Annotated in this window: 22 protein-coding genes and 1 pseudogene; 10 read left to right on the top strand and 13 right to left on the bottom strand. The window is 69.6% G+C overall.

The annotated features are described in order from the left end of the window. The first annotated feature begins 4 nt into the window (after positions 1-4). Together scpC and ACBY01_RS03625 are read left to right on the top strand one after the other, a co-directional pair. Positions 5-1,516, top strand: coding sequence for a succinyl-CoA:acetate CoA-transferase ScpC (scpC, locus tag ACBY01_RS03630; protein WP_416459405.1), 1,512 nt, complete (start codon positions 5-7; stop codon positions 1,514-1,516). Between the two features lie 85 nt (positions 1,517-1,601). Continuing rightward, a complete protein-coding gene (locus ACBY01_RS03625) occupies positions 1,602-2,024 on the top strand; it encodes a group II truncated hemoglobin (protein WP_416459404.1) in 423 nt (140 codons plus the stop codon). A 122-nt stretch (positions 2,025-2,146) separates the two neighbouring features. Here ACBY01_RS03625 and dxs read toward each other — a convergent pair whose 3' ends face one another. From dxs to ACBY01_RS03610, 3 genes are all read right to left on the bottom strand, one after another. Further along, positions 2,147-4,069, bottom strand: a complete 1,923-nt coding sequence (dxs, locus tag ACBY01_RS03620; RefSeq protein WP_416459403.1) for a 1-deoxy-D-xylulose-5-phosphate synthase — start codon at positions 4,067-4,069, stop codon at positions 2,147-2,149. Positions 4,070-4,133: 64 nt separating this feature from the next. Then, on the bottom strand, positions 4,134-4,592 hold the full coding sequence (locus ACBY01_RS03615) for a Fur family transcriptional regulator (RefSeq protein ID WP_416459402.1): 459 nt from the start codon (positions 4,590-4,592) through the stop codon (positions 4,134-4,136). A gap of 55 nt (positions 4,593-4,647) precedes the next feature. Continuing rightward, complete coding sequence (locus tag ACBY01_RS03610) at positions 4,648-5,022, bottom strand: MerC domain-containing protein (protein WP_416459401.1); 375 nt, start codon at positions 5,020-5,022, stop codon at positions 4,648-4,650. Between the two features lie 118 nt (positions 5,023-5,140). Here ACBY01_RS03610 and ACBY01_RS03605 point away from each other — a divergent pair, with 118 nt between their 5' ends. The 4 genes from ACBY01_RS03605 (at position 5,141) to rpsI (ending at position 7,700) form a co-directional block, all read left to right on the top strand. Then, a complete protein-coding gene (locus tag ACBY01_RS03605) occupies positions 5,141-6,199 on the top strand; it encodes a COX15/CtaA family protein (protein WP_416459400.1) in 1,059 nt (352 codons plus the stop codon). Further along, the gene (gene cutA, locus ACBY01_RS03600) at positions 6,196-6,510 is read left to right on the top strand and encodes a divalent-cation tolerance protein CutA (RefSeq protein WP_416459399.1); all 315 of its coding nucleotides are present in this window, start codon (positions 6,196-6,198) and stop codon (positions 6,508-6,510) included. Before ACBY01_RS03605 ends, cutA begins: the two co-directional genes overlap by 4 nt. Positions 6,511-6,660: 150 nt before the next feature. After that, positions 6,661-7,140: a 50S ribosomal protein L13 gene (rplM, locus tag ACBY01_RS03595; protein ID WP_416459398.1), complete on the top strand. Its 480-nt coding sequence runs from the start codon at positions 6,661-6,663 to the stop codon at positions 7,138-7,140. Continuing rightward, positions 7,140-7,700, top strand: coding sequence for a 30S ribosomal protein S9 (gene rpsI, locus ACBY01_RS03590; protein WP_416459397.1), 561 nt, complete (start codon positions 7,140-7,142; stop codon positions 7,698-7,700). The genes rplM and rpsI overlap by 1 nt, the downstream gene beginning before the upstream one ends. A 123-nt stretch (positions 7,701-7,823) precedes the next feature. Here the strand turns inward: rpsI and ACBY01_RS03585 are convergent, their stop codons facing one another. After that, positions 7,824-8,225, bottom strand: coding sequence for a hypothetical protein (locus ACBY01_RS03585; RefSeq protein ID WP_416459396.1), 402 nt, complete (start codon positions 8,223-8,225; stop codon positions 7,824-7,826). Beyond that, the gene (locus ACBY01_RS03580) at positions 8,222-8,635 is read right to left on the bottom strand and encodes a hypothetical protein (RefSeq protein ID WP_416459395.1); all 414 of its coding nucleotides are present in this window, start codon (positions 8,633-8,635) and stop codon (positions 8,222-8,224) included. Before ACBY01_RS03580 ends, ACBY01_RS03585 begins: the two co-directional genes overlap by 4 nt. Positions 8,636-8,866: 231 nt before the next feature. On the opposite strand from ACBY01_RS03580, the gene ACBY01_RS03575 reads away from it, so the two are divergent. Then, the gene (locus tag ACBY01_RS03575) at positions 8,867-9,652 is read left to right on the top strand and encodes a class I SAM-dependent methyltransferase (RefSeq protein ID WP_416459394.1); all 786 of its coding nucleotides are present in this window, start codon (positions 8,867-8,869) and stop codon (positions 9,650-9,652) included. Positions 9,653-9,838: 186 nt separating this feature from the next. Here the strand turns inward: ACBY01_RS03575 and ACBY01_RS03570 are convergent, their stop codons facing one another. The 3 genes and pseudogenes from ACBY01_RS03570 to ACBY01_RS03560 all read right to left on the bottom strand — a co-directional run. After that, on the bottom strand, positions 9,839-10,618 hold the full coding sequence (locus tag ACBY01_RS03570; protein ID WP_416459393.1) for a metallophosphoesterase family protein: 780 nt from the start codon (positions 10,616-10,618) through the stop codon (positions 9,839-9,841). A gap of 76 nt (positions 10,619-10,694) precedes the next feature. Further along, positions 10,695-12,326 (bottom strand): amidohydrolase, encoded by a 1,632-nt coding sequence (locus tag ACBY01_RS03565; protein WP_416459487.1) that lies wholly within the window; start codon positions 12,324-12,326, stop codon positions 10,695-10,697. A gap of 38 nt (positions 12,327-12,364) precedes the next feature. Then, positions 12,365-13,282 (bottom strand): annotated as a pseudogene (locus tag ACBY01_RS03560) (NAD(P)-dependent oxidoreductase); the annotation flags it as partial. Between the two features lie 141 nt (positions 13,283-13,423). On the opposite strand from ACBY01_RS03560, the gene ACBY01_RS03555 reads away from it, so the two are divergent. Next, complete coding sequence (locus tag ACBY01_RS03555; RefSeq protein ID WP_416459392.1) at positions 13,424-14,203, top strand: arginyltransferase; 780 nt, start codon at positions 13,424-13,426, stop codon at positions 14,201-14,203. Positions 14,204-14,297: 94 nt separating this feature from the next. Further along, positions 14,298-15,299 (top strand): SDR family oxidoreductase, encoded by a 1,002-nt coding sequence (locus ACBY01_RS03550; RefSeq protein WP_416459391.1) that lies wholly within the window; start codon positions 14,298-14,300, stop codon positions 15,297-15,299. Positions 15,300-15,427: 128 nt separating this feature from the next. Here the strand turns inward: ACBY01_RS03550 and ACBY01_RS03545 are convergent, their stop codons facing one another. The 4 genes from ACBY01_RS03545 to ACBY01_RS03530 form a co-directional block, all read right to left on the bottom strand. Next, positions 15,428-16,243 (bottom strand): transglutaminase family protein, encoded by an 816-nt coding sequence (locus ACBY01_RS03545; protein ID WP_416459390.1) that lies wholly within the window; start codon positions 16,241-16,243, stop codon positions 15,428-15,430. Continuing rightward, the gene (locus ACBY01_RS03540; protein ID WP_416459486.1) at positions 16,243-17,178 is read right to left on the bottom strand and encodes an alpha-E domain-containing protein; all 936 of its coding nucleotides are present in this window, start codon (positions 17,176-17,178) and stop codon (positions 16,243-16,245) included. Before ACBY01_RS03540 ends, ACBY01_RS03545 begins: the two co-directional genes overlap by 1 nt. 9 nt (positions 17,179-17,187) lie before the next feature. Then, on the bottom strand, positions 17,188-18,684 hold the full coding sequence (locus ACBY01_RS03535; protein ID WP_416459389.1) for a circularly permuted type 2 ATP-grasp protein: 1,497 nt from the start codon (positions 18,682-18,684) through the stop codon (positions 17,188-17,190). Between the two features lie 117 nt (positions 18,685-18,801). Beyond that, positions 18,802-20,811, bottom strand: a complete 2,010-nt coding sequence (locus tag ACBY01_RS03530) for a protein-disulfide reductase DsbD family protein (RefSeq protein WP_416459388.1) — start codon at positions 20,809-20,811, stop codon at positions 18,802-18,804. A gap of 85 nt (positions 20,812-20,896) precedes the next feature. Between ACBY01_RS03530 and ACBY01_RS03525 the strand changes: the two genes are divergently transcribed. Next, positions 20,897-22,576, top strand: a complete 1,680-nt coding sequence (locus tag ACBY01_RS03525; protein ID WP_416459387.1) for an alkaline phosphatase family protein — start codon at positions 20,897-20,899, stop codon at positions 22,574-22,576. 249 nt (positions 22,577-22,825) lie between these two features. Here the strand turns inward: ACBY01_RS03525 and ACBY01_RS03520 are convergent, their stop codons facing one another. Then, positions 22,826-25,636: a valine--tRNA ligase gene (locus ACBY01_RS03520; RefSeq protein ID WP_416459386.1), complete on the bottom strand. Its 2,811-nt coding sequence runs from the start codon at positions 25,634-25,636 to the stop codon at positions 22,826-22,828. Positions 25,637-25,646 lie beyond the last annotated feature (10 nt).

The raw sequence follows: 25,646 nt of genomic DNA, 5'->3' as shown, positions 1-25,646 counted from the left end.
CGACATGTCCGATCGTATCGCGTGCCAGGCGCTTCGACCCAAGATCTGCACCGCCGCCGAAGCCGCGGCCCACATCACCTCCGGCACCTCGGTCGGCATGAGCGGGTTTACCGGATCCGGCTATCCCAAAGCCGTGCCGGTGGCGCTCGCCGAGCGGATCGAGGCCGAACACGCCGCCGGCCGCCCGTTCCGCATCCGCATCTGGACCGGCGCCTCGACCGGCCCGGAGCTCGACGGTGCGCTCGCCAAGGCGGACGGCATCGAGTTCCGCCTGCCCTACAACTCCGATCCCACCGCTCGGCAGAAGATCAACGCGGGCGAGATGGAATATTTCGACATGCACCTGAGCCAGGTGGCGCCGATGGCGTGGGAGGGCTTCCTGGGCCCGCTCGACGTCGCGGTGATCGAGGTGTCGGGCATCCGCGAGGACGGGTCGCTGATCCCCTCCTCCTCGGTCGGCAACAACAAGACGTGGATCGACCGCGCCGACAAGGTGATCCTGGAGGTCAATCGCTGGCAAAACCCCGCGCTGGAGGGGATGCACGACATCTACTACGGCACGGCGCTGCCGCCGGCGCGCGTGCCCATCCCGCTGCTGCGGCCCGACGACCGCATCGGCAAACCCTATTTCCGCTGCGACCCGAACAAGATCGTCGCGATCGTCGAGACCGACTCCCCCGACCGCAACCTGCCCTTCACCCCGCCCGACGCGACGGCGCGGGCGATCGCCGGGCATCTGCTCGACTTCTTCCGGCACGAGGTGCGCCGTGGGCGGCTTCCCACCTCGCTGCTGCCGATCCAGTCCGGCGTCGGCAACATCGCCAACGCGGTGCTGACCGGCCTGGTCGACAGCCCGTTCGAGAACATGACCGCCTTCACCGAGGTGATCCAGGACGGCATGCTCGACCTGCTCAACAGCGGCACGCTGCGGATGGCGTCGGCGACGGCGTTCTCGCTGAGCCCCGAAGCCGCCGAGCGGCTCAACGCGGACATGGCCCGCTACCGCGACAAGATGATCCTGCGCCCGCAGGAGATGAGCAACCATCCCGAACTGATCCGCCGGCTCGGCTGCCTGGCGATGAACGGGCTGATCGAGGCGGACATCTACGGCAACGTCAACTCGACGCACGTGATGGGCTCGCGCATCCAAAACGGCATCGGCGGATCGGGCGACTTCGCGCGCAACGCCTATATCTCGATCTTCATGACCCCCTCGACCGCCAAGAACGGCCAGATCTCGGCAATCGTGCCGCAGGTCGCCCATGTCGATCACATCAACCAGGACGTGCAGGTGATCGTCACCGAACAGGGTCTCGCCGACCTGCGCGGGCTCAGCCCCAAGCAGCGCGCCCGGCTGATTATCGAGAACTGCGCCCACCCAGACTATCAGCCGATGCTGGCGGACTATTTCGCCCGCGCGCAGCAGGGCAGTTACGGCCTGCACGCGCCGTCGCTGCCGGGTGAGGCGCTGTCGTGGCACCAGCGGTTCCTCGACACCGGGTCGATGCGCCCCTGACCCGCACGGGGTTTGCGCGGGATCAAGGCGGCTGGGCGCGCGGGCGGGCAGAGTCGACGCTGCCCGCCCGCGCCTGGAGAAGCCGATGACCGCCGCCCCCGCTCCTGCCGAGACGCCGCCGAGCCTGTACGACCGGATCGGCGGCAGCGACGGCGTCCGGCTGGTCGTCGATCGCTTCTACGACCTGATGGAGCACGAGCCGCGCTACGCGCCGCTGCGCGCGATGCACGAGGCGGACCTGATGCCGACGCGTGTGTCGCTCACCCAGTTCCTCACCGCGTGGCTGGGCGGCCCCAGGGACTGGTTCGTCGCGCGTCCGGGCGCGTGCATCATGTCGATGCACCGCGCGATGCCGATCACCCGCGACACCGCCGCGCAATGGGTCCACGCGATGAGTCGCGCGCTGGTCGAGAACCGGGTCGAGCCGGCCTTGGGCGCGCAGATGCAGCAGTCGTTCCTGCGCATGGCCAATGCGATGATCCCGCGGGTGGAGGAGGCGGCGGCGTAGCGGGATCCCTCGCCTTTCTGTCCAATGCCGTGCTCCTGCGCAGGCAGGAGCCTAGAGTCACGAACGCCGGCGTCTGACGCCCTGGGCCCCTGCCTGCGCAGGGGCACGGCTTCATGTAAGCTTCAGGCGCTCGCTTCCTCGGCGCCATGCTCGTTCCAGCGCAGCGCCTTCAGCACCGTGTCGACGATCTGCGGCGCGTTGAGTCCCGCCTCGTCATACTGCTTGTCGGGCTTGTCCTGATCCTGGAACACGTCGGGAAGGCGCATCGTGCGCAGCTTGAGCCCCGCGTCGACCAGCCCCTCGTCGCTGGCGTAGGTGAGGACGTGCGCGCCGAGGCCGCCGATCGCGCCCTCCTCCACCGTCACCGCCACCTCGTGGGTGGTGAGCAGGCGGCGGATCAGCGCCTGGTCGAGCGGCTTGGCGAAGCGCAGGTCGGCGACCGTGGTCGACAGCCCCTTGGCCTCGAGCTGGTCGGCGGCCTTCATCGCCTCCTCCAGCCGCGTGCCGAGCGACAGGATCACGACCTTCTTGCCCTCGCGGACCACCCGCCCCTTGCCGATCTCGAGCCGTTCGGGCGTGGCGGGTAGCGGCACGCCGGTGCCGTTGCCGCGCGGATAGCGCAGCGCGATCGGGCCGTCGTCATACAGCGCGGCGGTGTGGGTCATGTGGACCAGCTCGGCTTCGTCCGCCGCCGCCATCACCACCATGTTGGGCAGCGTGGCGAGATAGGCGACGTCGAAGCTGCCGGCATGGGTGGCGCCGTCGGCACCGACCAGCCCGGCGCGATCGATCGCGAAGCGGACCGGCAGGTTCTGGATCGCGACGTCATGGACCACCTGATCGTAGGCGCGCTGAAGAAAGGTCGAATAGATCGCGCAGAACGGACGCATCCCCTGCGCCGCCAGCCCGGCGGCGAAGGTCACCGCATGCTGCTCGGCGATGCCGACGTCGAAGCTGCGCTTGGGGAAGCGCGCTTGGAACTTGTCGAGGCCGGTGCCCGCCGGCATCGCCGCGGTGATCGCGCAGATGCGTTCGTCGCGCCCGCCTTCCGCGATCAACGCCTCGGCAAAGACGCTGGTATAGCTCGGCGGTCCCGGCGGCGCCTTGGCCTGCGCGCCGGTGATGACGTCGAACTTCTGGACGCCGTGATACTTGTCCGCCGACTCCTCAGCCGGGGCATAGCCCTTGCCCTTCTGCGTGACGACGTGGAGCAGGATCGGGCCTTCTTCCGCATCGCGGATGTTCTCGAGCACCGGAATGAGGTGGTCGAGGTTGTGGCCGTCGACCGGGCCGACGTAATAGAAGCCCAGCTCCTCGAACAGCGTCCCGCCCATCGTCATGCCGCGGGCGAACTCGTCGGTCTTTCGCGCGGCGGAGTGCAGCGGCCGCGGCAGGCGGCGCGCGACCTTCTTGAGCGTCTCGCGCAGGCCCAGAAAGCCGCGACTGGAGACAATCCGCGACAGATAGGCCGAAAGGCCGCCGACCGGCGGCGCGATCGACATGTCGTTGTCGTTGAGGATCACGACCAGCCGGTTGCCCGCCTGCTCGGCGTTGTTCATCGCCTCATAGGCCATGCCCGCCGACATCGATCCGTCGCCGATCACCGCGATCGCCTTGCCCGGGCGGTCCGCCAGCTTGTTGGCGATGGCGAAGCCGAGCGCCGCCGAGATCGAGGTCGAGCTGTGGGCGGCGCCGAACGGGTCGTACTCGCTCTCGCTACGCTTGGTGAAGCCCGACAGCCCGCCGCCCTGGCGGATGGTGCGGATGCGGTCGCGGCGGCCGGTCAGGATCTTGTGCGGATAGCATTGATGGCCGACGTCCCAGATCAGCCGGTCGTCGGGCGTATTGAACACATAGTGGATCGCCGTCGTCAGCTCGACGACGCCGAGGCCGGAGCCCAGATGGCCACCGGTGGTCCCGACCGCGGAGATGGTTTCCAGGCGGAGCTCGTCGGCAAGCTGGCGCAGCTGCGCGGGCTTCAGCGCCCGCAGATCCTCCGGCGTCCGGACCGTGTCGAGCAGCGGCGTATGGGGTACGTCTACCATCGGCGGGGCTTAGCGCGCCCCACGCCAAGTGTCGATTGCTATGGATAAAAGTGGCGGGCGCCCCTCAGTCGCAGGCCGCGCACTTGCCGCGCACCTCGATCACCGGGCGGACCGGCGAGAAGCCGGCATGCTCCGCCGCCGAGCGCACCGATCCGGTGATCCGGTCGTCGTCGATGTGCGTGGTCTGGCCGCAGCTGTCGCACACCAGGAAGATGCAGTCGTGCACGCAGTCTGGGTGCGCGTTCGCGACATAGGCGTTGGCGCTCTCGACTCGCCGCGCCAGGTTCGCGGTCACGAACAGGTCGAGGATGCGATAGACGCTGTTGGGCGCGACACGGCGCCCCTCCGCCTGCGACACCGCGTCGGCGATGTCGTAGGCCGATGCCGGCTTGTCGAAGCCGGCGAGGACCGAGAAGATCCGCGCGCGCATCGCCGTCCACTGCTCGCCCGATCGGACCAGCGTGGCTTCCGCAACGCGCGACAGCGCCTCGCCCTGATGTTCGTGATGGTCGTGCGTGTGCATGGCGGTGAAATAAGCCCCCGCCGGGCCTGCGGCAACCCGCGACGCGGGTCGGCGGTCAGGAGATCGCGCGGCGGTTGAGATCGTGGCCGAGCGCGAGCAGGCCGACGCCGATCATCGTCCAGAGCGTCTCGCCGCCGCCGTGCGGCAGCTGGAGCGCGCCCATCATCACGCCCAGGCCGAGCCCGCCGACCGCCGCCGGCATCATATAGCCGTGCGTCATCATGCCGCGGCCGAGCGCAACCGCGCCGAAGCCGATCGCGACCATCAGCCCGACTTCGTGGAACAGCGGGTTCATCAGCGCGCCCGCGGCGGATGCCGCCAGCCCGATCAGCACAGCGCTCACCAGGCAATGCACCACGCACAGCCCCGACAACCCGATCGCGAACCGATCGAGCAGGGAGTCGCGCTGCAAGAAGATGCTGCCGGACATGCATCGCCAGATAGCGCCGTCGGACACACGTTACAACATCACCTTTTCGATTTCTGCTGCGGCGCTGTCGGCACGCCACAGCATCGACGCGCGGCGCCGCGCGGCGTAGAGCGGGCGCATGGCACAAAGCCCCTTGATCGCGCCCGTCGCGGCAACCGCCCCCCGCCCCGCCCGTCCCGCCGCCATCGCCGCATGGCTGTTCGCCGTGGCCGCGCTGATCGTGCTGATGGTGGTGGTGGGCGGCATCACCCGGCTCACCGAGTCGGGGCTGTCGATCACCGAGTGGAAGCCGCTGACCGGCATCGTGCCGCCGCTGAACGCCGAACAGTGGCAGGCCGAGTTCGACAACTACAAGCGCATCCCAGAGTATCAGCAGCTCAACCAGGGGATGACGCTCGCCGGCTTCCAGGCGATCTTCTTCTGGGAATATCTCCACCGATTGCTCGGGCGGCTGATCGGCGTCGTCTTCGCGCTGCCGCTGCTGTGGTTCGCGCTGCGGCGGGCGATTCCGCGCGGCTACGGCTGGCGACTGGTGGCGCTGCTCGCGCTCGGCGGGCTGCAGGGTGCGATCGGTTGGTGGATGGTCGCCTCGGGGCTGGTCGAGCGGACGGACGTCAGCCACTTCCGTCTCGCGACTCACCTGCTGACCGCGCTGTTCATTCTCGCCGGGCTGGTGTGGACCGCGCTCGACCTGCGCGACCTGGCGCGCGATCCCGCCGCCCGCCCCGCCCGCCTCACCGGCGCCGGCGTGGTGGTCGGGCTGGTGCTGCTCGTCCAGCTGATGTTCGGCGCCTTCACCGCCGGGCTCAACGCCGGGCTGGTGACGGACGAGTGGCCGCTGATGAACGGCCGCTTCTTGCCCGAGGGCGTGCTGCGCTTTCGCAGCCTGGGCGGGGCGCTGCTCAACGACCCGTATCTGATCCACTTCGTCCATCGCTGGTGGGCGTGGGTGACGGTGGCGGCGCTGGTAGTCCTCGCGCGACTCGCACGACGCGCCGGCGATCGCCGCGCCTCGGTCGCGATCCACAGCGCCTTCGGCATCCAGATCCTGCTCGGCATCGCCACGGTGGTGACCGGCGTCGAGATCGTGCTCGCCACGCTCCACCAGCTGGTCGGCGCGCTGCTGGTCGCCAGCGTCGCGTGGGGCGCGCACGCCGTCGGCCGTCGTCGCGCGTGACCTGGATCGCGCTCGTCCAGGCGGTTTTCGCCGACACCAACGAGGCTGAGCGGATCGGCCGGGCGATGGTCGAGCGACGCCTCGCCGCGTGCGTCAACGTGGCCGCGCCCTGCATCTCGATCTACCGCTGGCAGGGCGCGGTCGAGCAGACTGCCGAAGTGCCTGCGTTGTTCAAGACCCGCCTGGATCTCGCGGAACGTCTCGCGGCCGCCATCGCCGAGTTGCATGAGTACGACCTGCCCGCGATCGAATGGTGGACCGCCGAGACGTCCGATGCGGTCGCCGCGTGGGTGGCGGACGAGACTCGCTGAAGCACCGCCCGGTATCATAATACCTGTCGGGAAAGCCGCGGTTCGCTTGACTTTCCGGCGTTGCTCGCGCATTCGGCGCCGGTCTCGCCGCTCCCCCGTGGGGGCGGTGTGTTGCATGTAGCAACGACCCAGCAAAGAGGTCTCAAGCCCATGAAGGCGCTGATGAAGACCACCAAGTCGGCGAAGCCGCACGAGGTGGAGAAGAAGTGGCATATCGTCGACGCGGAAGGCCTGGTGGTCGGTCGCGCGGCGACGATCATCGCCAACGTCCTGCGCGGCAAGCACAAGCCGAGCTTCACCCCGCACGTCGATTGCGGCGACAACGTCGTCGTCATCAACGCCGACAAGGTGAAGTTCACCGGCAAGAAGCTGACGCAGAAGCTCTACTACAAGCACACCGGCTATGCCGGCGGCCTGAAGGAAGTGCGCGCGGACAAGATCCTCGAGGGTCGTTTCCCGGAGCGCATCCTGGAGAAGGCGGTTGAGCGCATGATCCCGCGCGGCCCGCTCGGCCGCCAGCAGATGCGCAACCTGCGCATCTTCAAGGGCACCGAGCACCCGCACGAGGCCCAGAACCCCGAAGTCCTCGATATCGCGGGCATGAACCGCAAGAACAAGGTGGGCGCCTGATGTCCGACAATCGCCAGTCCCTGTCCGACCTGGGCAACCTGACCCAGCAGGCGCCGGCCGCTCCGCAGGCGGCGCCCGCCGGCACCGACGCGGCGGCTCCGGCCCCCGACGCCGCGGCGCCCGAGGCGCCGGCCCAGCCGACCACCCCGCTGCGCGCGCAGGAGATCGACAAGTACGGTCGCGCCTACGCCACCGGCCGCCGCAAGGACGCGGTCGCACGCGTCTGGCTGAAGCCGGGTTCGGGCAAGATCACGATCAACGGTCGGGATCAGGAAGTCTATTTCGCGCGTCCGACGCTGCGCCTCGTCATCAACCAGCCGTTCGGCATCGCCGAGCGCGAAGGTCAGTACGACGTGATCTGCACCGTCAAGGGCGGCGGTCTGTCGGGCCAGGCCGGTGCGGTGAAGCACGGCATCAGCCAGGCGATCACCCGCTACGAGCCGGTGCTGCGCGCGCCGATCAAGGCCGCCGGCTTCTTGACCCGCGACAGCCGCGCCGTCGAGCGTAAGAAGTACGGCAAGGCGAAGGCCCGCCGCAGCTTCCAGTTCTCGAAGCGCTAAGCGCGAGGACGATCGCAAGCCTTCGGGTTTGCCGCAGAAGGGCGCCGGAAACGGCGCCCTTTTTCGTGGGCGGCTGCGCGGCGGAGGATCGGCCTTGCCCGCAATCCGGGTGCTAGCGCCGCCTCATATATCTTCGCACCCGGCCTCGCGCATCGGTGCACGCTTGAAGATCGTACGGGAACGCTCGGTCGCAAATCCGAAGAACTCCCCCGTGGTGCCGTCGACGAAATACTCCATCGTGTTCGATACCTGCATCCACTGCTCCTCCTCGGGCCACAACACGCAATACACCCGGACGACCCAGGTAAGCCGACCTTCGATCATCTCCGGACGAACCTTGATCGACCACTCCTCCCACGGATCGTGGCAGTTGGCATCGTTGAAGTGGCGGGCTGCGGCGATAGCCGCTTCCTCGGAGACGACCATCCACGCGCGCGAGGGCGGCGGCGGGGCCGGCGACCGGAATCGCAGCCAGCCGACCCACAGCCGCTCCAGGACGCCGAACAGGCTCGTTCCGCCCTTCACCGCGCCGGCCCTTCGCGGGCAACCAGGCTGCCGCGATAGGCGATCATGCTCGCGGCTGCGCAACATTGGACGAGCGCGAAGCTGACGATCTCCAACACCATGACCTCGCCGCGCACGACGGACCGTGCGAAACAGGCTGCGTTCACCCCGCACAGCAGCGCGAGTACGACCTTCCAGCTGCGGACGGCCCAGGGTTCGTACCCGGCAAGCTCGGAGATCCACCATGCGACGGGGACGATCAACAGCCAGTAGAGCGGTGTCGCCCGCGCGGCATAGTGCGTACCGGGAACGAGCAGCACCGTGAGATCGACGATCGCGATCACGGCAGCCACCGCAGTGAGAAGGGTCGCGATACTCGAGCGCCGATCCACCCTGAGCCGTTGCCAATAGTCTCGATCTTTGCGGATCATGGGTCCCGCGCATTCCTCGCCGACTGTGTGGCCGATAATAGATCGCGGGATCGACGCCGCGACAAGCGCATCTCCCGGTCATCCCGGCTGCTTCACGACCGGCGGCTCATCGCATTTCGGCGCTCGCTCCCCGCGGGAAAAGGCCCTTTCTGTTTGCCCGAGCGCAAGCGAGTGATAGCAGCGCCATCGGTGCTGCGTGAAAGGACCCGTGTTGCCGACCCTAACGTTCCCGTGCGCGCTTCGGCGCACCTGCCGGCCCCGCTCCGCATGACCTCGCGCGAGACGACCTCGTTCCTGCCGCTCGCCCATGCCGACGGCTGGCAGGACGAGCTCAACCGCACCATCGTCGAGACGCTCAAGACGGTCGGCTTCGCGCTGATCCAGTGGCCGTGGCTGCTGCGCAGCCTGTCGGGCGGGTCGAAGGCTGCCAAGGCTGCGCTGATCGCCGATCTGGGGCTCGCGCCCGACGCGCTGCCCAATCTGGGCAGTTGGAAGGCCGACACCGGCTATCTCTCGCTGATCGTCGACCACATCAAGGCCGCGCAGCCGCGCAGCGTCGTCGAGCTTGGCGCCGGCGCGTCCAGCCTGGTCACCGCCAAGGCGCTCCAGCTGCATGGCGGCGGACGGCTCACCAGCCTAGACCAGCACGCCGGCTTCGTCCGCGCGACGCTCGACTGGCTGCACGAGCACGGAGTCGACGCCGCGCTCCACGCGGTCCCGCTGCGACGCTCGCCGCGCGACTGGGAGGGGGTCTGGTACGACACCAGCCCAGTGCCCGACACGATCGACCTGCTGCTGATCGACGGGCCGCCGTGGAGCATCCACCCCTTCGTGCGCGGTGCGGCCGAGACGCTGTTCGACCGCATCCCGCTCGGCGGCACCATCCTGCTCGACGACGCCGCACGGCCGGGCGAGCGGGTGATCGCCGCCCGCTGGCGCCGGCGCTGGCCGAACTTCCGGTTCGAGCTGGTCAACCGCGGCACCAAGGGTACGCTGATCGGCACCCGGCTGCGTTAATACCGATCGCCATTCATGTTGGCGGCGAACCTCCCCCCTCCATCCGTTCGCCTCGAGTAGCGGTCGAGCTTGTCGAGACGGCGTATCGAGAGGTCGGCGCTCGCGGCTCTCTCGATACGGGCTCTCGACAAGCTCGATCCCTACTCGAGACGAACGGGAAGCGGCTGAATGTCAATCCGGCCGAGATCATCCCTTCGGAGCGGTCGCGGTGCCGGGCTCGGTTACCGTATAGTCGCTCTGCCCCATGCGACGGGCGATCGTCTCGAACTTGCCGTTCTCGACGCGGATCTCGTTGAACGAGGGCGGGTCGTCGCGCGTGCGCACCGACAGCGTGCCCGCGCCGACCAGCCGGACCGGGCGACCGTTGATGGTCTCCTCGACGTCGAACGGGTCGTGGACGTGGCCCGAGAGCACCGCGTCGGCGCCGGCGGCTGCGAGCGCCTCCAGCGCCTCGCGGCCGTTGCGCGTCTTGGCGGTCGATCGGGTGCCGGCCTCAATTAGCGGATGATGCGCGGCGACGAACACCAGATCGCCCTTGGGCACCGCGTCGAGCAGCGCGAGCGAGGTCGCCAGGCCCTTCCTGCCGACATAGCCCTTTGACCAGTTGAGCCGCAGCTGGAACCGCGCGGTGGTCTTGAGCGGCACCACGGCGATGCCCTTGATGTCGAGCGGCCGTTCGATCACCGATTCGAGCTTCTTGTAGCGGTGGTACGGCATCAGGAAGCGCGCGAACGGGTTGAAATAGGGGAGATCGTGGTTGCCGACCTCGACCGTCGTCGGGCGGTCGAGCTTCTCCAGCCATGCCGACGCCTGTTCGAACTCACGCGACCGCGCGCGCATCGTCAGGTCGCCGGTCATGATGATCGCGTCCGGTTTCTCCGCCTGCACCGCCTCGTCGAACCAGGCGATCGCCGCCTGATCCTCCGCGCCGAAATGGACGTCGCTGACGTGAAACAGCCGGATCATGACTTCTCCTCCGCTGGGGGATGCGGCACCGTCGGCGCCGCCCTACCCCATCCGAACGCACGAGACGGCATTCGGGTCAGCGGCTGCCCGAACTCGCGCCGTTCCACACCTTCTCGCCGCCGACCCAGGTCTCCAGCACGCGCGTTTCGCGCAGCGCCTCCGGCGTCGCCTCGCTGGGGTCGCGGTCGACGATCACGAAGTCCGCGCGCATGCCTGGCGCCAGCGTACCGAACCGCTTGTCGGCGAAGCCCGCGTAGGCGGCATCGGTGGTGAAGGCGCGCCACGCCTGCAGCCGGGTCACCGCCTCCTGCGGCTGCCACCCGCCCGGCGGCTGGCCCTGCGGATCCTGGCGGGTGAACGCCGCCGCCCAGCCGACGAACGGATTGGGGCTCTCCACCGGATAGTCCGATCCGAAGGCGAGATGCCCGCCTTCCTTGAGCAGCGTCGCCCAGGCGTAGGCGCCGCCGAGCCGGTCGGGCCCGAGCCGCGCCTCCACCATCGTCCGGTCGGAGGTCTGGTGCACCGGCTGCATCGACGGGATGATGCCATGCCGGCTGAAGCGCGGCAGGTCGGCCGGGTCGACGATCTGCGCATGCTCGATCCGCCAGCGGCGGTCGTCCTTGTAGCTGGAGGCGATCTCGTCGATCGCATCGAGCACCTGCGCGTTGGCGCGGTCGCCGATCGCGTGGATCGCCAGCTGGAAGCCGTCCATCGCGCTGCGGCTCATCAGATTGAGCAGCTGGTCGTCGGCGAGGAAGCCGAGCCCGGTTTCCTTGGGCGCGTCGGCATAGGGGCGCTTGAGCCACGCCCCGCGCGATCCGAGCGCGCCGTCGGCGTAGAGCTTCACCCCGCCCATCCGCAGCTTGTCGTCGTAGAGCCACGGCGTCGGGCCGTTGCCGCCGACCTGCAGCGCCACGTCGACGCCGGCGGAATAGCTCATGATCCGCACGCGCAGCTGGCCGATGTCGCCCATCCGGCGGAAGGTCAGCCAGTCGTCGAGCGTCGTACCCATGTCGGCGGTGCCGGTGACGCCGTTCGCGAGCAGCGTCTCCTGCGCCTTGAGGAAGGCGGCGTTGCGCTCGCGCGGCGAGGGCTTGGGAACATGGCTCTCGATCAGCGCCATCGCCGCGTCGACGAACACGCCGCTGGGCTGGCCGTTGGGTAGCTTCTCGATGCGACCGCCGGCGGGCGCCGCGGTCTTGGCGGTGATCCCCGCGGCCTTCATCGCCGCCGAGTTCGCCCACAGCGCGTGGCCATCGGCGCGGGCGAGCACCACCGGCTTATCGCGATAGGCGGTGTCGAGGTCGGCCGCGGTGGGGAAGCCCTGCCCCCACACTTCCTGGTTCCAGCCGCCGCCGACGATCCACGGACGGTTGCCGTTCGCCGACGCATAGTGCGCCACCGCCGCCTGCGCTTCGGCGAGCGAGCGCGTCTTGGAGAGGTCGAGCTGGAGTGCGCGGAAGCCCAGTTCCATGACATGGCCGTGCGCGTCGATCATCCCGGGGATCAGTACCCGCCCCTTCATGTCCGATCGCCAGTCGAGCTTGTCGGGGCGCTTGTCGCCCTTCTTGAGCAGTTTGACGACCTTGCCGTCGGGCGAGATCAGCACGCCGGCGAAGCGGACGACGTTGCCGCGCGCGTCGAGCGCGACGCCGTCGACATTGTCGACCAGCGCGTCGGCATGCGCGGGCGCGGCTGCGAGCAGCATGGCCAGGACGGTGGCGAGCGGGGCGGCGATCCGGCGCGTCACTTGGCGAGCCTCCGCACGAGCGCACTCGTGTCCTGCCGTCCGCCGCCCATCTTCTGCACCTCCGCATAGCCCTGATCGATCAGCGCCGCGACCGGCAGGCTGGCGCCGTTGCTGCGCGCCTCCTCCAGCGCGAGGCCCAGGTCCTTGCGCATCCAGTCGACGGCGAAGCCGAAGTCGAACTGGTCCTCCGCCATCGTCCCCCAGCGGTTGACCATCTGCCAGCTTTGCGCCGCGCCGCCGGACACCGCCTCGAACACCTTGTCGAGGTCGAGCTCGGACGCCTGGGCGAAGCGCAGCGCTTCGCTCAGCCCGCCGAGCACCCCGGCAATGCAGATCTGGTTGACCATTTTGGTGGTCTGGCCGGCACCCGCCGCGCCGACGTGGACGATCCGCGCGGCATAGCTCTGCAGAATCGGCTCTGCCGCCGCCATCGCCTCGGCCGTGCCGCCGCACATGATCGACAGCGCACCCTTCTCGGCCCCGGCTTGACCGCCGGAGACCGGCGCGTCGAGCACCAGCAGCCCGCGCGTCTCGCCTTCCTCCGCCAGCCGCCGCGCGATCTTGGCCGACACGGTAGTGTGATCGACGAACAGCGTGCCGCTCCGCATCGCGGCGAACGCGCCCGCCTCGCCCAGCGTCACCTCGGCGAGATCGGCATCGTTGCCGACGCAGGTCAGCACGACGTCCGCGCCGTCGGCAACCTCGGCCGGCGACGCGGCGACGCGGCCACCATGCTCTGCCGCCCAGGCAGCGGCCTTGGCACGGGTGCGGTTGTAGACGGTGACCTCGTGCCCGGCGCGCACCAGGTGCCCCGCCATCGGGGCGCCCATCACGCCCATGCCGATGAATGCGATTTTCATGGCGCGCGGCATACGGGCTTGCGCCGCGCTGCGCCAGCATCCCCATGCGTGCGGCCGCGACCTCGCGCACGAAAAAACGGCGGCGTCCCGGGGATGGACGCCGGAGGATGGTAAACGGCTTTGCTTCGCCGGCGCCGCGCTCCATAGTCTCCCGGCAAGACAGTCCGCGACAAGGTGCGGTGGAAGGGTCGTGAGGTGACAGCTCCGTTTCGGTTTCCGCGTTTCTTCGTCACCAGCCCCTCGCCCTGCCCCTATCTGCCCGACCGGCAGGAGCGGAAGGTGTTCACCGAACTGACCGGGCCGCACGCCGGCGAGCTCAACGACGCACTCGGGCGGATCGGCTTTCGCCGCAGCCAGTCGGTCGCCTATCGGCCGAGCTGCGGCAGCTGCACCGCGTGCGTCTCGGTCCGGGTGGTCGCGGGCGAGTTCCAGCTCAACGCCACCCAGCGCAAGCTGCGCCGCCGCCACAGCGACCTGGTGGTCACCGCCTGCCGCCCCTGGGCGACCGACGAGCAGTTCCAGCTGCTGCGCCGCTATCTGTCCGCACGGCACCCCGGCGGCGGCATGACGATGATGGACGAGAGCGACTATGCCGACATGGTCGAGCAGACCACGGTCAACTCGCACATCATCGAATATCGCGAGCCCGACGAGAGCGGCCGGCCGGGGGCGCTGGTCGGCGCGTGCATCACCGACCAGCATTCGGACGGGCTGTCGATGATCTACAGCTTCTTCCGCACCGACGATCCGACGCGGCCGGGCCTGGGAAGCTACATCATCCTCGATCACATCCTGCGCGCCCGCGCGATGGGACTGCCCTACGTCTATCTCGGCTATTGGGTGAAGGGGTCGGCGCGGATGGCGTACAAGACCCGCTACCGCCCGATCGAGGCGCTGGGGCCGTCGGGCTGGAAGCGGATCGAGGAGCCGCACGCGACCATGCCCGAGGAGGCGCCGGTGCAGGTTCCCGCCTGACGCCTTTTGTTTGGTACGCGGCCGAAACGCCGTGAACCAGCGGCGTCCTGCCCCGTTCAGCCGAGAGCACTCTCGCTGAACCAAGGGGTTCGACATGGCCGAAGAGTTTCCCACCTCCCGTCGCGACGTCTTCCGCGGCATCGCCGCCGCAGGACTTGCCGGTTCCCTCGCGACGCCCGCCCTCGCGCAGGATGGTAGCCAGCCCGCGACCGCACCGCAGCTCGGCAACCCGCAGCACCGCTATCCCAAGCCACCGTTCGCCATGCAGTCGCAGCCGTGGCCGGGGCTCCAGTCGAAGATGACGCCGGTGCCCGACTGCGGCGAGACCAGCTACCGCGGCTCGGGCCGGATGGCGGGGCGCAAGGCGCTGATCACCGGCGGCGATTCGGGGATCGGCCGGGCGGCGGCGATCGCCTATGCCCGTGAAGGCGCTGACGTCGCGGTCAACTATCTGCCCGCCGAGGAGCCCGACGCGCGCGACGTCGCCCGCTACATCCGCGAGGCGGGGCGCAAGGCGGTGCTGATCCCCGGCGACATCCGCGACGAGGGCTTTTGCAGCAAGCTGGTGGCGCAGGCGGTGCGCGAACTCGGCGGGCTCGACACGCTGGTCAACAACGCCGCCTTCCAGCACGCGCAGACCTCGCTGCTGGACATCTCCACCGCGCAGCTCGACCAGACGATGAAGACCAACGTCTATGCGCTGTTCTGGATCACCAAGGCGGCGCTGCCGCATCTGCCGGCCGGGTCGGCGATCGTTTGCACCACCTCGGTCAACGCCCAGACTCCGGGCGAGAACATCCTCGACTATGCCTGCACCAAGGGGGCGATCATGATCTTCGTGCGCGGCCTCGCCAAGCAGGTGATCGACAAGGGCATCCGCGTGAACGGCGTCGCGCCGGGCCCATTCTGGACGCCGCTGCAGGTGACCGGCGGCCAGACCGCGGAAGGGCTGAAGAGCTTCGGCAAGAACACGCCGATGAAGCGTCGCGGCCAGCCGGCGGAGCTCGCCTCGGTCTATGTCGAGCTGGCGGCGGCGGGATCGACCTACACGACGGGGCAGATCTACGGCGAGACCGGCGGCGTGGGTTGGCCGTGAGGGAGGCGTCGTTCTTCGCCCCCCTCGTCACCCCAGCGAACGCCGGGGTCTCCCGCGGCTCCTGCCGCGAGCCCAGCCGGGAGATGCCAGCCTGCGCTGGCATGACGGCTGAGGGCTCACCCCGCCCCCTACCCCTCGCCGCTCAACCGCTCCACCGCGACATCCACGTCGAGCTGCTCGTCCCCCGCACCGATCCGCGTGCCGGAGATCGGCGCCGCGCCCGCGCTGTCGAGCGCGACCGCCACACGGACGTGGTCGCGTCCCGGCATGGCGCCCGTCGACGGGTCCAGCCCCAGCCAGCCATGCCCCTCGACGAAGGCCTCGGCCCAGCCGTGCGGCGCGGGTCGCTCGCGGCGGTCGCACCCGTCGAGGCTGTAGCCGGAGACGTAGCGCGCGGGCAGGTCGATCGCGCGGATGCAGCCGACGAGCAGCTGCGCGAGGTCGCGCGGGCTGAGCCGCTCGCGTGCGAAGGCGTCCGCCGCCGACAGCACGCCGTCGCCGTCGCGCCGCTCGATCGCGAAGCGGCGGCGCAGCGCGCCGGTCAGCCGATCGAGACGCGCCCGCGCCTCCCCGTCGCCTGCCGCGGCCTGCGCGAACGCCGCGACCGCTTCGTCCGCGGCCGAGAGCGACGTCGTCCGCCGGTAGAAGGCGGGCGGCAGCGGCTCCCCCTCCGCCTCGATCCCGCGCGGCTGCTCGGCGAGCAGCACCTCGCCCGACACGGTGATCCCGATCGTCTCGAGCGGCCCCTCGGCATAGAGCATGCGGATCAGGTTGCCGTAGCCGTCGCGGCTCTCGCGCAGCCGCGCATCGCAGTCGACATCGATCCGCCACGACACCACCGTCTGGTTCACCGTGTCGTCGGGAAACAGCCGCAGCAGCTGGACGACGCGCGCCTGCGCCTCGGTGAAGCGGTAGCGGCTGTGATGCTCGACCTCGATCCGCATCAGATGAACCTAAACTGGCGGGCGATGGCGGCGTCGAGCATCGCATTCTCCCGGATGAAGGCGGTGAGATATTCGTGCAGCCCGCTGACGATCACCTCGTGCGCGCGGGTCTTCTGCATGCGCGCGAGGCGGGTGCGCGCCATCCGGTCGGCCTCGCCCTGGAACCCGGCGCGTTTGCCGAGCAGGTTGAGCATCTCGACCGTCTCCTCGCCGCAGGCGGCGAGGCTGCGCGGCACCTCGCCCCGCGACAGCAGCAGCTCGATCACCAGGCCGGGCCGCAACCCCTCGTTGTAGAGCCAGCGATAGGCGGTGACCGCGGACACCGTCTGGAGGATCGTCGTCCACTGGTCGCGGTCGATGACGCCGCCGACCTTCTCGCCCTCGGGCAGCAGCAGGTGATATTTGACGTCGATGAGCCGCGCGGTGTTGTCGGCGCGCTCGATCGCGGCGCCCAGCTGGACGAACCAGCTCGCCTCGTTCTTCATCATGCGCTGCACCGCGCCCTCGAAGCCGCGTGCCTCCGCCTTGATCGACTCGACCAGCCCCAGCACTTCGGCGGGCTCGTCGCCCGCCGTCGGCGCGTTGAACTGCAGCCAGGCGCGGTTGATCGCCGAAAACGCGTCGCGGGTCAGTGCGGTGCGCACCGCCTTGGCGTTGTTGCGCGCGGCGTCGAGGCACCAGAGGATCGAGCCGGGATGGTCGCGGTTGCAGGTGAGGAACCGGGCGACATGCGCCTGGGTCGCCGGATGGCCGGTGGCGGCGAACGCCTCCTCGGTATAGCTGACGCTGAGCGCGCTTCGCCAGGCGGCCTCCCCCGCCGGGCGCGCGGACAGCGCGTCGAGCCGCACCGTCGCCTCGACCAGCCGGGCGAGGAAGTCGGCACGCTCGACATAGCGGCCAAGCCAGTAGAGCGACGCCGCGGTGCGGGAGAGCATCGCCATGCCTCAGCCCTCCGCCTGCATCTGGCGCATGCCGGTCTGGCTCTGCTGCTGGCTGCCGCCGGACGCAGCCTCGCCGTCGAGCAGCACGAAGCTGTCCTTGGTCCCGCCGCCCTGGCTGGAGTTCACCACCAGCGAGCCTTCGCGCAACGCCACTCGGGTGAGCCCGCCGGGCACCACCTGCACCCCCTTGCTGCCGGTCAGCACGAAGGGGCGGAAGTCGACGTGGCGCGGGCTCAACCCCTTGTCGGTCATCGTCGGGACCGTGGAGAGCGCGAGCGTCGGCTGGGCGATGTAGCGATGCGGCTCGGCGACGAGCGCAGCGCGGAACGTGTCGATCTCGTCGCGGCTGGCGGTCGGCCCGACCAGCATGCCGTAGCCGCCCGATCCGTCGACCAGCTTCACCACCAGTTCGTCGAGATGATCGAGGACGTACTTCAGCGCCTCGGGCTCGCGGCAGCGCCAGGTTCCGACGTTGGGGAGCAGCGGCTCGCCGCCCGAATAGAAGCGGACGATCTCGGGCATGTAGCTGTAGATCGCCTTGTCGTCGGCGATGCCGTTGCCCGGCGCGTTGAGCAGCGTGACGTTGCCCGCGCGATAGGCGGCCATGATTCCCGGCACGCCCAGCATCGAATCGGCGCGGAACACCAGCGGGTCGAGGAAATCGTCGTCGATCCGGCGATAGATGACGTCGACCTTCACCCGTCCGGCGATCGTCTGCATGTAGACCACGCCGTCGTCGACCAGCAGGTCGGCGGGCTCTACCAGCTCGACGCCCATCGAATCGGCCAGGAAGCTGTGCTCGTAATAGGCCGAGTTGAAGTGGCCCGGCGTCAGCACCACGCAGACCGGCTGCGGGCCGCAGCCGTGCGGCGTGACCGAGCGCATCGTTTCGAGCAGCAGGTCGGGATAGCTGTCGACGGGAGCGATGCGGAACTCGCGGAACAGCTCCGGACACAGCCGGATCATCGCCTCGCGGTTTTCGAGCATATAGGATACGCCCGAGGGGGTGCGGGCATTGTCCTCCAGCACCCAGAACTCGTCGGGGCCGGTACGCACCAGGTCGATGCCGCAGATATGCGCCCAGATGTCGTGCGGCGGGCGGATGCCGGTGACTTCGGGCCGGAACTGCGGGTTGTTCCAGATCAGCTCGGGCGGAAGGATGTTCTCCTTCAGGATGCGGCGCTCGCCGTAGATGTCGCTCAGGAAGGCGTTGATCGCCTCGACCCGCTGCACCAGGCCGCGCGACAGCCGCTCCCACTCGTCGGCCAGGAACACGCGCGGCACGATGTCGAACGGGATGATCCGCTCGGCCGCCTCGTTCTCGCCGTAGACGGCAAAGGTGATGCCAAGTTGGCGGAAGGTGTTTTCGGCGGCGCGCTGGCGGCGGGCGAGGTCGCGTTCGGGCGTTTCGCGCATCCACCGCGCGAGGGCGGCGAACTCCGGCCGCGGCGCCTGCGGCCCGCCATGCCCCCAAATCTCGTCGAATGCCGTTCTACCCATGAACCCTCTTCAAGCCGCAGCGGAACGAACGGTTCCATGCTGCTCCGGCTTTCCGCAGTGCACAAGCCGGCAAATGCGCCGTTTCCGGTATTCGCAGGCCGAAAGCGGGGCAGATGCCTACTGCGCGAGGCCGACGAGCAGATCGGGTGTGAGCAGTTGCGGAAGCACCTTCGGCTCCGAGGCGCCGGGCGCGTACCACAGGTAGAGCGGCACGCCGGCACGCCCGTGCGCTTCGAGGAACCGGCCGAGCGCGGGATCGCCGTCGGTCCAGTCGCCGACCAGCACGCGCACGCCGCGCGCACGGAACGCGTCGGTCACCCGTGCGGTCTCGATCGCGGTCTTTTCGTTGACCTTGCAGGTGACGCACCAGTCGGCGGTGAAATAGGCGAACACCGGCGTTCCTGCCGTGCGAAGCTCGGCGAGCCGCGCTTCGTCGAACGGCTCGCCCCCGGCGGTTGCATGCGCCTGTGCCGGCGCCCGTTCGACCGCGACGATCGCCCCGATGCCGAGCAGCAGCGCGGGCAGCAGCGGCCAGGCGGCGCGCGCGCGGCCGCTCGCCTGCCTCAGACCCGTCCACCACAAGGCGAGCGCGAGCAGCAACGCCGCCCCGAGCCCTAGCGCCATGCCGTCGACTCCCGCCTGCCGCCCGAGGATCCAGGCGAGCGCGAGCGCGGTGGCGAACATCGGCACCGACAGGATGCGCTGGAGCGTGCCGGTCCACGCGCCCGGCCGCGGCAGCCGCCGCCGCAACGCGGGCACGAAGCCGAGCAGCAGGAACGGCAGCGCCAGCCCGAGCCCCAGCCCCGCGAACACCGCCAGCGCGGCCGCAGTCGGCAGCACCAGCGCCGCCCCGAGCGCGGCCCCCAGGAACGGCCCCGTGCACGGCGTCGCGACGAACGCCGCAAGCGCACCGGTGGCAAACGCACCGGCCGCGCCGCTCTCCCCCGCGAAGCGCGGCGTCGGCAGCACGAACAGGCCGGCGAGGTTGAGCGCGACGCCGGTGACCAGCAGCAGCAGCAGCAGGATCACGCGCGGATCCTGCAACTGGAACGCCCAGCCCGCTGCCACACCCGCCGCGCGCAACGCGAGCAGCGCGCCGCCCAGTGCCAGGCAGGTCAGCAGCACGCCCGCGGTATAGGCCAGCGCCTCGCGCCGGGCGCCGCGCGCGGACTCGCCCGCGCGGGCGAGATGCAGCGCCTTCAGGCTGAGGATCGGAAAGACGCAGGGCATGACGTTGAGGATCAGCCCCCCAAGGATCGCGCCCAGCAGCGCCAGCAGCGTAGTGCGCCACGGCCCCTCCGGCCTCGCCACCACGCCCGGCTGCGCCGTCACGCGGAACGCCGGGCCGGTGCCCGTCGCCAGCACGCCCTCGATCCGGTCTGGCCTCGCACCCTCGGCAGCCGCGGTCTCGATCACCAGCGTGTCGCCGGCACGCGCCACGTGCTGCGGCGCGCTGTACGAGAAGGCGTCGGGCGTCAGGGGATAGAAATACGCATCGCCGATCGCCTGATCGGCCGGAAAGGGTACCCCGATCCGCACCCGTGCCGCGCCGTCCTCCTCAGCGATGGCGAAGCGCGCCGGAGAGCCGAGCGGACGCGGCAGCGCGGCGCGCCAGCGGTCGAACGCGGCACGCCGCTCCGGCGCGATCCGCCCGTCGCCGATGGTGAGCGTGATCGCCAGGTCGGCGCGTTCGGGGACGCACAGCTGCTCGGTGCACACCAGATAGTCGCTCTGCACGCGGATCGGCAGGCGGGTGCCGGGGGCAAGCCCGGCGGGCAGCGTCAGCTGCACCAGCTGCGCGAACGGCCCCTCGTAGACGTAGTTCATCAGCCCGGCGATGCTGAGCCGCTGCGGCACCGGATAGCGGAGCGGCCCAGCGGTCACCCCGGTGGGCAGCGTCCAGTCGAGCCGCGTCTCGACGCCGGCATCGCCCGGGTTCTGCCAATAGCCGTGCCAGCCGGGTTCCGGGCGGGAATCGAACGCCAGCGTCACCTCGCCCCCGGCCGCCGGCGTTTCGGTTTCGGCGACCAGCGTGATGGCGATGTGCCGCGTCTGCCCCTGCGCGTGTGCGGCGCCCGCCCCCAGCCACGCCAGCAGAGCCATCAGCATGAAACAGAAGCGCGCCATCAACCTTCCTTGCCGCATCGGCTGCGATGGGGGATAGCCGCGTCCATCCCCGGATGCACCCCTGCCATTCTCAGGAGTCTCTTTCATGCGTCTTGTTCGTCCGCTCGCGTCGCTCGTCGCGGCCAGCCTGCTCGGCAGCACCGCGATCGCCCCGCTTGGCGCGCAGGATGCGCCCGCCGCGCCGGCGGCCCCCGCCGCCCCCACCTATCCCGCGACCCCGCCCAAGCTGATCGTCGCGATCTCGGTCGACCAGTTCTCGGCCAATCTGTTCGCGGAATATCGCAATCGCTTCACCGGCGGCTTCGCGCGGCTGCTCGACGGCGCGGTGTTCCCCTCGGGCTACCAGAGCCACGCCGCGACCGAGACCTGCCCCGGCCACTCGACCATCCTCACCGGATCGCGGCCCTACCGCACCGGGATCATGGCCAACGATTGGATCGACCAGAAGGCGGCACGCGCCGACAAGAAGGTCTATTGCGCCGAGGACGAGACGGTGCCGGGCAGCAGCTCGGGCGACTACACCGTCTCCGACCGCCACCTGAAGGTGCCGACGCTTGGCGAGCGGATGAAGAACGCCAACCCGGCGACGCGCGTCGTCTCGGTCGCGGGCAAGGACCGCGCCGCGGTGATGATGGGCGGCCACAAGGTCGACGAGCTGTGGTGGTGGGGTGGCGACGGTTTCGTCTCCTATGCCGGGCGGGAAATGCCCGCGGTCGTGCAGCGGACCAACGCCGCAGTCGCCAAGCAGATCGCCACCGCGCAGCCGCCGCTCGAACTGCCGCCGCTGTGCCAGGCGCGCGCGCTGCCGGTGCAGGTCGGCACCCGCACCGTCGGCAACGGCCGGCTCGAACGCGCCGCCGGCGACACCGGCGCCTTCCGCCGCTCGCCCGAGTTCGATGGCGCGGTGCTCGCGCTCGCCGCCGGGCTGATCCAGGACATGAAGCTCGGCCAGGGATCGGCGACCGACATCATCTCGATCGGCGCCTCCGCGACCGATTACGTCGGCCACGGCTTCGGTACCGAGGGCAGCGAGATGTGCCTGCAGATGCTGGCGCTCGACCGCTCGCTCGGCGATTTCTTCGCGGTGCTCGACGCGACCGGCGTCGACTATCAGGTGGTGCTCACCGCCGACCACGGCGGCCAGGACATCGCCGAGCGCCACGCGCAGCATGGGCTGACCGACGCGCAGCGCCAGACCGCCAGCCCGACCGTCAAGGAGGTCGGCGCGGCGATCGGCCAGAAGCTCGGCATCGCCGGCCCGGTACTGCTCGGCGGGCTCAACGGCGACATCTGGTACGACGTCAAGCTGACGGCCGCCCAGCGCGCCGCGGTGGAGCGCGAGGCGATCGCGCGCCTCTCGGCCGCGCCGCAGGTGGAGGCGGTGTTCACCCGCGCGCAGGTGCTGGCGACGCCGATGCCCGGCCACACCGAGCCGCAGACCTGGTCGTTGCTGGAACGCGCCCGCGCCTCGTTCGACCCGGAGCGTTCGGGCGACCTGCTGGTCCCGCTCAAGCCACGAGTAACGCCGGTGACGCTGCCGGTCGGCTCGACGGTGGCGTCGCACGGCAGCTTCTGGGACTATGACCGCCGCGTGCCGATGCTGTTCTGGCGCAAGGGCATGACCGGCTTCGAACAGCCGTTCGGCGTCGAGACGGTCGACATTCTGCCGACGCTGGCGGCGCTGATCCGGCTGCCGGTGCCGGCAGGCGAGATCGACGGGCGGTGCCTGGATCTGGACGCGGGGCCGGCGAGCAGCTGCCGGTAAGGGCGAGCAGGCTCTGTGCTCCTGCGCAGGCAGGAGCCTAGGGCGGCAAGCAGAGCGCCTGTGACCCTGGGCCCCTGCCTCCGCAGGGGCCCAGGGTTTTGGGACACCTCCCCGCCCCCGTCATGCTGACGGAAGTCAGCATCCAGACGCGCAACGCTCGCGCTTCCTGCGGTAGCGGCAATGGATCCTGACTTCCGTCAGGATGACGAACCGGGATGGCGAACGCCCCGGTCCCCGCGCCCCCTGCCCCTACCCCAACCGGCCGAGCGCCGCCTGGAGCCGGGCCGCTTCCGCCTGCTTGTCGGCGTGGTCGGCGCGGGCCTTTTCGACCGCCTCCGGCTTGGCCCGGCCGACGAAGCTCGGGTTGTCGAGCCGGCCGGCCAGCGAGTCGCGCTCCTTTTCCGCCGCCGCGATCGCCTTGGTGAGGCGGGCGCGCTCGGCGTCTAGGTCGATCACGCCTTCGAGCGGCAGCACGAACGTCGCCTCGTCCACCACGATCTGCAACGCGCCGCCCGCAGGCGCCTCGCCCTGCGTCACGTCGACGCGCGCGAGGCGGGCGAGCACGCTCTCCTGCGCGCCCAGCCGCTCGCCCGTCAGCGCCGAGGCGTCGCGCACGTGGATCGGCAGCCGCGCGCCCGGCGGCACGTTGAGCTCGGTACGCGCCGCGCGCACTTCGCTCACGAGGCGGATCACCCAGTCGATCTCCTGGCTCGCCGCCGGATCGAGCGCGCGCGCGTCGGCGATCGGCCAGCGTGCGATGATCAGGTCGTTCGAACGCGTGCCCATCGCGTGCCACAGCTCTTCGGTGATGAAGGGCATGAACGGGTGGAGCAGCACCAGGATCTGGTCGAGCACCCAGCCGGCGACCGCGCGGGTCTCCTCGGCGCCCTCGGCACCCTCGCCTTGCAGCACCGGCTTGATGAGTTCGAGATACCAGTCGCAGAAGCGGCTCCACACGAACTGGTAAATCGTGTTGGCCGCCCCGTCGAAGCGCAGGTCGGCAAGCGCCAGGTCGACCGCCTGCACACAGGCGACCGTTTCCGCGACGATCCACTTGTTGACCGCGAGCGTGGCCGCCGGCGGCTCCAGCGTGGTCGAGGCGGCGATGCCGTTCGCCTGGGCGAAGCGCGACGCGTTCCACAGCTTGGTCGCGAAGTTGCGGTATCCCTCGACCCGCTTCTCATCCATCTTGATGTCGCGGCCCTGGCTCTCCATCGCCGCCATGAAGAAGCGCAGCGCGTCCGCGCCGTAGCGATCGATCAGCCCGAGTGGATCGACGGTGTTGCCCTTGGACTTGGACATCTTGGCACCGTCAGCCGCACGCACCAGCCCGTGCAGGTACATCTTGCGGAACGGCACTTCGCCCATGAAGTGCAGCCCCTGCATCATCATCCGCGCGTTCCAGAAGAACAGGATGTCGAAGCCCGAGATCAACACGTCGTTGGCGTAGCGCCCGCCGAGCGTCGGGTCGGTGTTCTCCGGCCAGCCGAGCGTCGCGAACGGCCACAAGGCCGAGGAGAACCAGGTGTCGAGCACGTCGGGATCGCGGCGGAGTGTAAGGGTTCTAGCGTCAGATGGACTCGAGGAAATGTCTTGCGGCTTTCCTACCCAACCGAAGACGTCATTCCCCGCCCAAACATTCTCCGTGTCCAAGAAGCGCACCTTAGACGGAGGCGAGGCATCGCCAGCATAGTGGTCCAGAGCCAGCTTAGCGGCTTCTTCTTCACTTTCTGCAACGAAAGGTATGCCGTCCGGCCCGAACCACGCAGGGATGCGGTGGCCCCACCACAGCTGGCGAGAGACGCACCACGGCTGGATGTTCTCCATCCAGTTGAAATAGGTCTTTTCCCAGCTCTTGGGCACGATCTGCGTCTTGCCCGAACGCACCGCCTCGATCGCCGGCTGGGCAAGCGCCTTGGCATCGACATACCATTGGTCGGTCAGCCACGGCTCGATCACCACGCCCGAACGGTCGCCATAGGGCGTCTGGATGGTGCGCGGCTCGGCGTCGTGCTCGTTGCCGTCCTTGTCGACGTAGGGCACGAGGAAGCCCTCTTCCTTCAACCGCGCGACGATCGCCTTGCGCGCCTCGAAGCGGTCGAGGCCGATCAGCTCAGCCGGGATCAGCCCGTCGGCGGTCTGGGTGACCTGCGCCTTCGCGTCGAGCATGTTGAGCATGTCGCGCGCCTCGATTCCGGCACGGCGGCCGACCTCGAAGTCGTTGAAGTCGTGGCCCGGCGTGATCTTGACCGCGCCCGAACCGAGCGCCGGATCGGCATGCTCGTCGCCGACGATCGGCACCAGTCGGCCGGTGATCGGCAGCCGCACCTGCTTGCCGATCAGCGCGGTGTAGCGCGGGTCCTCGGGATGCACCGCCACCGCCATGTCGGCGAGCAGCGTTTCCGGCCGGGTGGTGGCGACGCGGATCTCGCCCGATCCATCCGCCAGCGGATAGCGCAGGTGCCAGAAGCTGCCCTGCACCTCGCGCGTCTCGACCTCCAGGTCGCTGATCGCGGTGCCGAAATGCGGGTCCCAGTTCACCAGCCGCTTGTCGCGGTAGAGCAGCCCGTCGCGGTGGAGCTGGACGAAGACCTTGAGCACGGCCTTCGAAAAGCCCTCGTCCATCGTGAAGCGCTCGTTGGCCCAGTCCATCGAGCAGCCCAGCCGGCGCAGCTGGCCGGTGATCTGGCCGCCGCTCTCGGCCTTCCACTCCCACACCTTGTCGACGAACGCCTCGCGGCCGAGGTCGGTGCGCTTGACGCCGTCCTTGGCGAGGTTGCGCTCGACGACCATCTGCGTGGCGATGCCGGCATGGTCGGTGCCGACCACCCAGCGCGCGTCCTTGCCCTGCAGCCGGGCGTGGCGGACGAGGATGTCCTGCAGCGTGTTGTCGAGCGCGTGGCCGATGTGGAGGCTGCCCGTGACGTTGGGCGGCGGGTTGACGATCGTCCAAGGCTCGGCGCCCGTGCGCTCGGGACGGAACAGCCCCTGCTCTTCCCAATGCGCATACCAGCGCGTTTCGATGGCGGCGGGATCGAAGGTCTTTGCAAGCTCGGTCATAGGCCGAGCG

The sequence above is a fragment of the Sphingomonas mangrovi genome (assembly GCF_047975845.1).
Classification (GTDB): Bacteria; Pseudomonadota; Alphaproteobacteria; order Sphingomonadales; family Sphingomonadaceae; genus Sphingomonas.
This window is presented reverse-complemented; position numbering and strand designations above follow the sequence as displayed.

What these genes read in the sequence shown, in the direction of transcription:
- scpC (WP_416459405.1), top strand. Translation starts at nt 5, where the DNA reads ATGTCCGATCGTATCGCGTGCCAGGCGCTTCGACCCAAGATCTGCACC.
- ACBY01_RS03625 (WP_416459404.1), top strand. Translation starts at nt 1,602, where the DNA reads ATGACCGCCGCCCCCGCTCCTGCCGAGACGCCGCCGAGCCTGTACGAC.
- dxs (WP_416459403.1), bottom strand. Translation starts at nt 4,069, where the DNA reads ATGGTAGACGTACCCCATACGCCGCTGCTCGACACGGTCCGGACGCCG.
- ACBY01_RS03615 (WP_416459402.1), bottom strand. Translation starts at nt 4,592, where the DNA reads ATGCACACGCACGACCATCACGAACATCAGGGCGAGGCGCTGTCGCGC.
- ACBY01_RS03610 (WP_416459401.1), bottom strand. Translation starts at nt 5,022, where the DNA reads ATGTCCGGCAGCATCTTCTTGCAGCGCGACTCCCTGCTCGATCGGTTC.
- ACBY01_RS03605 (WP_416459400.1), top strand. Translation starts at nt 5,141, where the DNA reads ATGGCACAAAGCCCCTTGATCGCGCCCGTCGCGGCAACCGCCCCCCGC.
- rplM (WP_416459398.1), top strand. Translation starts at nt 6,661, where the DNA reads ATGAAGGCGCTGATGAAGACCACCAAGTCGGCGAAGCCGCACGAGGTG.
- rpsI (WP_416459397.1), top strand. Translation starts at nt 7,140, where the DNA reads ATGTCCGACAATCGCCAGTCCCTGTCCGACCTGGGCAACCTGACCCAG.
- ACBY01_RS03580 (WP_416459395.1), bottom strand. Translation starts at nt 8,635, where the DNA reads ATGATCCGCAAAGATCGAGACTATTGGCAACGGCTCAGGGTGGATCGG.
- ACBY01_RS03570 (WP_416459393.1), bottom strand. Translation starts at nt 10,618, where the DNA reads ATGATCCGGCTGTTTCACGTCAGCGACGTCCATTTCGGCGCGGAGGAT.
- ACBY01_RS03565 (WP_416459487.1), bottom strand. Translation starts at nt 12,326, where the DNA reads ATGCTGCTCGCAGCCGCGCCCGCGCATGCCGACGCGCTGGTCGACAAT.
- ACBY01_RS03550 (WP_416459391.1), top strand. Translation starts at nt 14,298, where the DNA reads ATGGCCGAAGAGTTTCCCACCTCCCGTCGCGACGTCTTCCGCGGCATC.
- ACBY01_RS03545 (WP_416459390.1), bottom strand. Translation starts at nt 16,243, where the DNA reads ATGCGGATCGAGGTCGAGCATCACAGCCGCTACCGCTTCACCGAGGCG.
- ACBY01_RS03540 (WP_416459486.1), bottom strand. Translation starts at nt 17,178, where the DNA reads ATGCTCTCCCGCACCGCGGCGTCGCTCTACTGGCTTGGCCGCTATGTC.
- ACBY01_RS03535 (WP_416459389.1), bottom strand. Translation starts at nt 18,684, where the DNA reads ATGGGTAGAACGGCATTCGACGAGATTTGGGGGCATGGCGGGCCGCAG.
- ACBY01_RS03530 (WP_416459388.1), bottom strand. Translation starts at nt 20,811, where the DNA reads ATGGCGCGCTTCTGTTTCATGCTGATGGCTCTGCTGGCGTGGCTGGGG.
- ACBY01_RS03525 (WP_416459387.1), top strand. Translation starts at nt 20,897, where the DNA reads ATGCGTCTTGTTCGTCCGCTCGCGTCGCTCGTCGCGGCCAGCCTGCTC.
- ACBY01_RS03520 (WP_416459386.1), bottom strand. Translation starts at nt 25,636, where the DNA reads ATGACCGAGCTTGCAAAGACCTTCGATCCCGCCGCCATCGAAACGCGC.